The sequence below is a fragment of the Sandarakinorhabdus rubra genome (assembly GCF_010994245.1).
Lineage (GTDB): Bacteria > Pseudomonadota > Alphaproteobacteria > Sphingomonadales > Sphingomonadaceae > Sandarakinorhabdus > Sandarakinorhabdus rubra.
In genome coordinates this window covers 1-8,035 of record NZ_WMHO01000115.1, presented here as the reverse complement: position 1 = coordinate 8,035, position 8,035 = coordinate 1, and the positions used below count along the sequence as shown (strand labels likewise).

Annotated in this window: 6 protein-coding genes; 3 read left to right on the top strand and 3 right to left on the bottom strand. The window is 67.5% G+C overall.

Translation table 11 applies throughout. The features are described 5' to 3' along the window. Positions 1-246 precede the first annotated feature (246 nt). On the bottom strand, positions 247-2,997 hold the full coding sequence (secA, locus tag GJV64_RS08440) for a preprotein translocase subunit SecA (protein WP_164156820.1): 2,751 nt from the start codon (positions 2,995-2,997) through the stop codon (positions 247-249). 48 nt (positions 2,998-3,045) lie between these two features. Beyond that, a complete protein-coding gene (locus GJV64_RS08435; RefSeq protein WP_164156819.1) occupies positions 3,046-3,396 on the bottom strand; it encodes a hypothetical protein in 351 nt (116 codons plus the stop codon). Between the two features lie 117 nt (positions 3,397-3,513). On the opposite strand from GJV64_RS08435, the gene GJV64_RS08430 reads away from it, so the two are divergent. Further along, entirely contained in the window at positions 3,514-5,022 is a 1,509-nt protein-coding gene (locus GJV64_RS08430) for a YifB family Mg chelatase-like AAA ATPase (protein WP_164156818.1), read from the top strand. 8 nt (positions 5,023-5,030) lie between these two features. Further along, on the top strand, positions 5,031-5,501 hold the full coding sequence (locus GJV64_RS08425) for a DUF805 domain-containing protein (protein WP_164156817.1): 471 nt from the start codon (positions 5,031-5,033) through the stop codon (positions 5,499-5,501). On the opposite strand, the gene GJV64_RS08420 is transcribed toward GJV64_RS08425, so the two are convergent. Then, positions 5,492-6,748, bottom strand: a complete 1,257-nt coding sequence (locus GJV64_RS08420; protein WP_164156816.1) for a dicarboxylate/amino acid:cation symporter — start codon at positions 6,746-6,748, stop codon at positions 5,492-5,494. The genes GJV64_RS08425 and GJV64_RS08420 overlap by 10 nt on opposite strands. 81 nt (positions 6,749-6,829) lie before the next feature. On the opposite strand from GJV64_RS08420, the gene GJV64_RS08415 reads away from it, so the two are divergent. Then, positions 6,830-8,035 (top strand): M20/M25/M40 family metallo-hydrolase (locus GJV64_RS08415; RefSeq protein WP_164156815.1); only part of this gene is annotated, 1,206 nt, incomplete at its 3' end.

Genomic DNA, 8,035 nt, shown 5'->3' with positions numbered 1-8,035 from the left:
CGGCCAGCCCGCGCGCCGGCATCGCCAGCAGCGGATCAGGCGCACGCGCGCAAGCCGGCGCTGCGCCCGCCGCCATGCCCAGCGTGGCCGCCTGCGCCATGAACGCCCGGCGCGTGGTATACCCTTGCACGTCAGCCCCCTCTGCCCCGTCCGTCGCCCGGCCGTACCTGTGTCAGGCTCCGTTGTCGCGCAAGTGAGGCAACCGGGCAATGCCCGTCGCGGCAAGTGAGGGATTGACGGGCGTGCCTACAGCGCCCCGTGGCAGTGCTTGAATTTCTTGCCCGATCCGCAGGGGCATTCGGCGTTGCGGCTCACCGTCTGGCGCCATTCCTCGACATCGGCTGGGTCGATGTCCAGCATCTCGGCTGCGCCCTGCGCGGCGACCAGCGCGCCGGGCGGCAGCGCCGACCCGAAGGCGTCGAAGCTGAGCGTCGGGCCGGCTTCATTCTGGCCGGTGGCCGGGTCGATGTGGGTGGTGACGAAGTTGGGCAGGTCGGTCTGCGGCTCATCCGCCTTCAGCTCGAACTGGGCGGCGCCCAGCATGCGCGTCACGTCCTCGCGCACGGCGGCCAGCATGCGTTCGAACAGCGCGAAGGCCTCGCGCTTGTACTCGTTGATCGGCGTCTTCTGGGCATAGGCGCGCAGGTGGATGACCGAACGCAGCGAATCCAGCGTCGCCAGATGCTCCTTCCAGTGATGGTCGAGCGCCTGGAGCAGGAAGCTCTTCTCGATCGACACCCAGGTCTCGGCCGGCAGGCTGGCGGCCTTGGCGGCAACATGCGCGTCCGCCTGCTCGATGAGGCGGTCGAGCACGATCTCGGGATCGATGCCCTCTTCCTTGGCCCAGCCCGAGACATCGGTGGCCAGGCCCAATATGCCCGACACGTCGGCCTGCAGGCCCTCGATGTCCCATTGTTCGGGGTAGGACCCCTGCGGGCAGCGCGCCGCCACGATGTCGTTCACCGTTTCGTGGCGCATGTCGACAACGACATCGCCGACCGTTTCGGAATCCATGATGTCGGCGCGCTGGTCATAGACGACCTTGCGCTGGTCGTTCATCACGTCATCATATTGCAGCAGCTGCTTGCGGATGTCGTAATTGCGCGCTTCCACCTTCTTCTGGGCGGTTTCGATCGCCTTGGAGATCCACGGGTGGACAATCGCCTCGCCCTCCTCCAGCCCCGAGTTCATCAGGCGCGAGAGCATCGACTGCTGGCCAAAGATGCGCAGCAGGTCGTCGTCGAGGCTGAGGTAGAAGCGCGACAGGCCAGGGTCACCCTGGCGGCCCGAGCGGCCGCGCAGCTGGTTGTCGATGCGCCGGCTCTCGTGGCGTTCGGTGCCCAGCACGAACAGGCCACCGGCAGCCAGCACCTTCAGCCGCTCCTCGCCCACTTCCTGCTTGATCCGCGCTTCGGCCGCCTCGCGTTCGGGGCCCGGCGGCATGTCGCGAAGTTCCCGGGCGATGCGTGCCTCGTCGTTGCCGCCCAGCTTGATGTCGGTGCCGCGCCCGGCCATGTTGGTGGCGATGGTGACGGCGCCGATGCGCCCGGCCTGCTCGACGATGGCGGCTTCCTGCTCGTGATAGCGGGCGTTGAGCACCACATGCTCCACGCCTTCCTTCTTCAGATATTCGGACAGCAGCTCGCTCTTCTCGATGGACACGGTGCCGACCAGCACCGGCTGACCGCGCGTCTGCGCCTCGCGGATCGCCTTGACGATCGCCTTGTACTTGTCTTCGCTGTTCTTGTAGAATTCGTCGTCCACGTCGCGGCGCTGCACCGGCACATTGGTCGGGATTTCCACCACGTTCAGCTTGTAGATGTCGTAGAATTCGGCGGCTTCGGTGGCGGCCGTGCCGGTCATCCCGCCGAGCTTGGGATACATGCGGAAATAATTCTGGAAGGTGATGCTAGCCAGGGTCTGGTTCTCGGGCTGGATGGCCACGCCTTCCTTGGCTTCCACCGCCTGGTGCAGGCCTTCCGACCAGCGCCGGCCTTCCATCATGCGGCCGGTGAATTCATCGATGATGATCACCTTGCCGTCGCGCACGATATAATCGGTGTCGCGCCGGAAGATGACGATGGCGCGCAGCGCCTGGTTGAGGTGGTGGACCACCTGGGTGTTCTCGAAATCGTAGAGATTCTCGCCCTCCAGCAGCCCGGCGGCAGAGAGCATGCGCTCCACCTTCTCGGTGCCGGCTTCGGTGAGGATCACCGACTTCTGCTTCTCGTCAACCTCGACATCCTCGCGCTCCAGCTCCTTCACCACGGCGTTGACCGCGGTGTAGAGCCCCGACTTGTCGTCGGTCGGGCCAGAGATGATCAGCGGCGTGCGCGCCTCGTCGACCAGCACGCTGTCCACCTCGTCGACCACGGCATAGTGGAAGGGCCGCTGCACCATCTGCTCGCGGCTGTATTTCATGTTGTCGCGCAGATAGTCGAAGCCGAATTCGTTGTTGGTGCCATAGGTGATGTCGGCGGCATAGGCAGCGCGCCGGCTGGCATCATCGAGGTTGGGCACGATCACGCCCACCGAAAGCCCGAGGAAGCGATAGACGAGGCCCATCCACTGCGCGTCGCGGCTGGCGAGATAATCGTTGACGGTGACGACATGGACGCCCTTGCCGGCGAGCGCGTTCAGATAGACGGCCAGCGTTGCCACCAGCGTCTTGCCTTCGCCGGTGCGCATCTCGGCGATCTCGCCCCGATGCAGCACGATGCCGCCGATCAGCTGGACATCGAAATGGCGCATGCCCAGCACGCGGCGGGAGGCCTCGCGCACGGTGGCGAAGGCTTCGGGCAATATGTCGTCAAGGCTCTTGCCGGCGGCGAGCTCGGCCTTCAGCTTGGGGGTCTGGGCCTGCAGCGCCTCGTCGCTCAGCGCGCCGATCTGCGGTTCCAGATCGTTGATGCGCTTCACCAGCGGCCGCAACGACTTCAGATAGCGTTCGTTCGACGATCCGAAGAGCGACTTGGCGAGATTGCCCAGACCGAGCATGGAACTCCTGACCTTACGAAAGTGCTGGCACAAACGCGCCGCCGCGCATCACACCTGGGGCATGGGCGGCGATGTAGGGTCAGACGCCGGGTTCGTCAATGAAGCGGGCGGCTCTGCGGCCACCGTGCGGCGGCGGCGACGCCGGCGCATGAGGCCCAGATCGACCGCCTTCCTGACCCGTGGGTGGCGGCGCGTGTGGAACAGATAGCGCCGCCGCGCCCAGCGCGAGTTCCTGAGCACCAGCGCCACCCCGGCACCAGCGACGATCAGCCCGACGCCCGGCGGCGTGACGAGGCCAACAATGCCGGCCACGGGAATGAGCAGGGCGCCCAGGATGATCTGGAACACCCGGAACGGTTCCGAGCGCACCAGCGCATCCAGAAAGCCAATCCGACTCATAGCCTGACTGCGATACGGCCCACTCATGGCAATGGTAAGGCGGCAATTGCGCCGCGCGCAGCAATTTCCTAAGCGTGGCAATCGGGTCACGATGACGCCTTGAGGAGAGCGCGGCAGATGGTGGCCCATGTCGGCACGGTGGCATTTCTGGGCCTTGAAGCCCGCAGCGTCGATGTGCAGGTGCAGGTCTCGGCCGGTCCGGTGAACTTCGTCACCGTGGGCCTGCCCGACAAGGCGGTGAAGGAAAGCCGCGAGCGGGTGGCCGCCGCGCTCCACGCCATCGGGCTTTCGCTGCCGCCGCGCCGCGTGATCGTCAACCTGTCCCCGGCCGATCTGCCCAAGGAAGGCAGCCATTATGATCTGCCCATCGCGCTGGGCCTGCTGACGGCCATGGGCGTGATTGCGCCCGATGCGCTGGATGATTTCGTGGCGGTGGGCGAACTCGGGCTGGATGGCGCCATTTCCCCGGTGCCGGGCGTGCTGCTCGCCGCCCTGCACGCCGGAGCACAGGAACAGGGGCTGATCTGCCCGGCCGCCCAGGGCCCGGAAGCCGCCTGGGCTGGCGAGGTGAATGTGCTGGCCGCGCCCGATCTCCTGTCGCTGATCAATCACCTGAAGGGACAGATCATCCTGCCCGCGCCCGCCCGCGCCGAAGCGGAGGCGCGGGTGCGCGGCCCGGACTTTGCCGACATCAAGGGCCAGGAAACGCCCAAGCGCTGCGCCGAGATTGCCGCGGCCGGCGGCCACAACCTGCTGATGAGCGGGCCGCCGGGCTCCGGCAAGTCGCTGCTGGCCGCGGCACTGGCCGGCATCCTGCCCGATCTCACCCCGGCCGAAGCGCTGGAAGTCTCGATGGTCGCCTCGATCGCGGGCGAGCTGGAAGGCGGCAAGCTCAAGCGCAGCCGGCCGTTCCGCAGCCCGCACCACAGCGCCTCGATGGCCGCGTTGGTGGGCGGCGGCACCAAGGCCCGGCCGGGCGAGGTGAGCCTCGCGCATCTGGGCGTGCTGTTCCTTGACGAGTTGCCGGAATTCCAGCGCGGCGTGCTCGACAGCTTGCGCCAGCCGCTGGAAACCGGCCAGGTACAGGTGGCGCGCGCCGCCGCTCATGTCACCTATCCGGCGCGTGTGCAGCTGGTCGCCGCCATGAACCCCTGCCGCTGCGGGCACCTGTCCGACGCGGCGCTGGCCTGCGCCCGAGCGCCGCGCTGTGCCGCCGATTACCAGAGCAAGCTTTCAGGCCCCCTGCTCGACCGCATCGACCTCCACATCGAGGTGCCGGCGCTGTCGGCCGCCGATCTCACCCTGCCGCCACCGGCCGAGAACAGTGCCGCCGTGGCCGCCCGGGTGGCGCAGGCGCGCGCGCGCCAGACGGCGCGCTATGCCGGAAGCCCCACGCGCACCAATGCCGAAGCCGACGGCGCGCTGCTCACCGCCCACGCCACCCCCGATGCCGAGGGCCAGCGCCTGCTCACCCAGGCCGCTGACAGCCTGAGGCTGTCAGCGCGCGGCTATGCCCGGGTGCTGCGGGTGGCGCGCACCATCGCCGATCTGGAGGGCAGCGATGGCGTGGCCCGCATGCATGTTGCCGAGGCGCTGTCCTATCGTCGGCGGCCGCCGGTCAACTGAGAGACGCCATGGCCAACCGCAAACCGCTCGACTGGGCCTTGGTGCCGCTGCAGAAGTATGCCGATTTCAGCGGGCGGGCTTCGCGTCCGGAATATTGGTGGTTCACGGCGCTCACCTTCCTGGCCTCGTTGGTTGGCGGTTTCCTGCTGGTGGTGCTGTTCGTGCCCAGCCTCGCCGTCACCGTGCGCCGCCTGCATGATCTCGATCGCAGCGGCCGCTGGGTGCTGCTGCATATCGCCGGCATGCTGCTGCCGGTGGTGCTGATGGTGGGGATCATGAGCCTGTCAGGTGCCATCCAGACCGGCGACTTGACCAGCACGCTGGCCGAAGGTTCGGGCGTCATCCTGTTCTGGGCCGTGCTGGCGGCGGCGGTCGGGCTGAACCTGATGCTGCTGTACTGGTATGCGCAGCCTGGCACGCCCGGCCCCAACCGCTTCGGGCCGGCGCCGGAGGACGATCAGCCCTTCACCTACAGCTGAGCCTTGGCCGGCTCCAGCACCTCGGTGCCGCCATCCCATTTCGAGATCACGGCGGTGGCCACCGCGTTGCCGATCACGTTCGTCGCGCTGCGGCCCATGTCGAGGAAATGGTCCACCGCCAGGATGAGCAGCAGGCCGGCCTCCGGGATGTTGAAATAGGGCAGGGTGGCGGCGATGACGACCAGCGAGGCGCGTGGCACGCCCGCGATGCCCTTGGAGGTGATCATCAAGAGGCCCAGCATCGCCAGTTCCTGCCAAATGGTGAGGTCAATGCCATAGGCCTGGGCGATGAAGATGCTGGCAAAGGCGCAATACATCATCGAACCATCGAGATTGAAGCTGTAGCCCAGCGGCAGCACGAAGGACGCGATGCGGGTGGGCACGCCGAACCGTTCCAGCGATGCCAGCAGCTTGGGGTAGGCGGCCTCGGACGAGGCGGTGGCGAAGGTGATCAGGAACGGCTCGCGGATCTCGGGGATCAGCCGCTTCACCTCGGAAACGCCAAGCACCGCGGCGCCGGCCCCCAGCAGGAACACCCACAGCACGGCGAGTGCCAGGTAGAAACCGCCGACGAACTTGCCGAAGGTGATGACGATGCCCAGGCCCTCGACCGCGATCGAGGAGGCAATAGCGGCAAACACCGCGAACGGCGCCAGCTTCATGACATAGCCGGTGATCACCAGCATCATGTGCATGATGGCATCGAGGCCCTTGGTGATCAGTTCGCCGCGCTCGCCAAGCTGGATCAGGGCGACGCCGGCAAACAGGCTGAACACCACGATCTGCAGCACCTCGTTGGTGGCCATCGCCTCGATGATCGACTTGGGGAAGATGTGCTTGACGAAATCGATGAAATCGAAGGCCTTGGCAGCGACACCGGTGGCCGCATTGTCGGGCGGCAACGGCATGCCGACGCCCACGCCGGGGGCCAGCAGATTGACCATCAATATGCCCAACCCCAGGCTGAAGATGCTGGCCGCGATGAACCAGCCCAGCGTGCGCACGAAGGTGCGGCCCACCGCCCCGCCCGAGCCCATGTGGGCAATGCCCACGGTGAGCGTGGCCAGCACCAGCGGCGCGATGATCATCTTGATCAGCTGCAGGAACACCACCGTGACCGCCGACAGATAATAGGCGACCTGCTTGGCGCCTTCGGCCGAGAGCGTGCTGTTCACTGCCCAGCCGACCCCCAGACCGGCCACGAGGCCGATGAGGATCCAGCGGGTGAGACTGTTGGGGGCGGTCATGATTGCCTTCGTTCGGGCAGCACGGAACCCGCGTCAAGTGCCCGCTTGCCCGGCGCGCGCGCCGCGCGCACAAGCGGCGGCATGATGCGCCCGACTGTCACCCTTGCCCTCTTGGCCGCCACACTTGCTGCCGGCGCGACGCCTGCCGCCGCCAGCGACCCCATCGACGCCAGGCAGCTGTTGATGGACAGTGTCGGCTTTGCCAGCGTCAAGGGACGTGGGACCACGCCGGCGCTGGCGCGCTTCTACCGCGACCAGCTGGTGAGCGCCGGTTTTGCCGCGTCCGACATCATGGTGACCGAGACGCAAGGCACCGCCAAGCTGCATCTGGCGTGGCGCGTCACCGGCAAGGCCAAGGCGCCGCCGATGGCATTGACCGGCCACATGGACGTGGTGGAGGCCAATCCGGCGGACTGGAAGCGCGACCCGTTCACCGCGGTGGCCGAAGGCGGCTACATCTTCGGGCGCGGCGTCCAGGACAACAAGTTCGGCGTGGCAACGATGATCGGCGCGCTGGCCCGACTTAAGGCGGCCGGATTCCGCCCGCGCCGCGATATCCACCTGTTCCTGTCAGGCGACGAGGAGACCGACGGATTGACCAGTGCCGCGCAGGCGAAGGAGGCCAAGGCGCTGGGCATCGAATATATGCTGAACAGCGATGCCGGGGGCGGCACGCTCGACGGCACAGGCAAGCCGGTGGCCTACACGGTGCAGGCTGCCGAGAAAAGCTATGCCGATTTCATCCTGTCGCTCTCCGATCCCGGCGGTCACAGCTCCGCGCCCGGCGCCAGCAATGCCATCGCGCGCATGGGGCAGGTGGCAGCGCGCATCGCCGCGCACCGCTGGCCAGCGCAGGTGAACGACATCACGCGCGCCGCGCTGGCCGACGCCGCCAGCCGGCGCAACGACGCGCTGGGCCAGGCCATGGCGCGCTTTGCCGCCAACCCGGCCGATGAAGAAGCGATTGCGACGCTGCGCGCCAATCCCGCCACCATCGGGCAGATCGGCACCACCTGCGTGCCGACCCAGATCGCCGGTGGCCATGCCCCCAACGCCTTGCCGCAGCGGGTGGAGCTCACCGTCAACTGCCGCATCTTCCCCGGCACCAGTGTGCCGCAGGTGCAGGCCGAACTGGCCCGCATCGCCGATGATCCCGGCATCAGCTTCAAGACCGGCATCGACTGGGTGGTGACCCCGGCCTCGCCGCTACGCCCCGACGTGCTGGCCGCCGTGCAGGCAGCGGTGTCGGCCCGCGCGCCGGGCCTGAAGGCGGTGCCGGGCATGAGC

What these genes read in the sequence shown, in the direction of transcription:
- secA (WP_164156820.1), bottom strand. Translation starts at nt 2,997, where the DNA reads ATGCTCGGTCTGGGCAATCTCGCCAAGTCGCTCTTCGGATCGTCGAAC.
- GJV64_RS08435 (WP_164156819.1), bottom strand. Translation starts at nt 3,396, where the DNA reads ATGAGTCGGATTGGCTTTCTGGATGCGCTGGTGCGCTCGGAACCGTTC.
- GJV64_RS08430 (WP_164156818.1), top strand. Translation starts at nt 3,514, where the DNA reads ATGGTGGCCCATGTCGGCACGGTGGCATTTCTGGGCCTTGAAGCCCGC.
- GJV64_RS08425 (WP_164156817.1), top strand. Translation starts at nt 5,031, where the DNA reads ATGGCCAACCGCAAACCGCTCGACTGGGCCTTGGTGCCGCTGCAGAAG.
- GJV64_RS08420 (WP_164156816.1), bottom strand. Translation starts at nt 6,748, where the DNA reads ATGACCGCCCCCAACAGTCTCACCCGCTGGATCCTCATCGGCCTCGTG.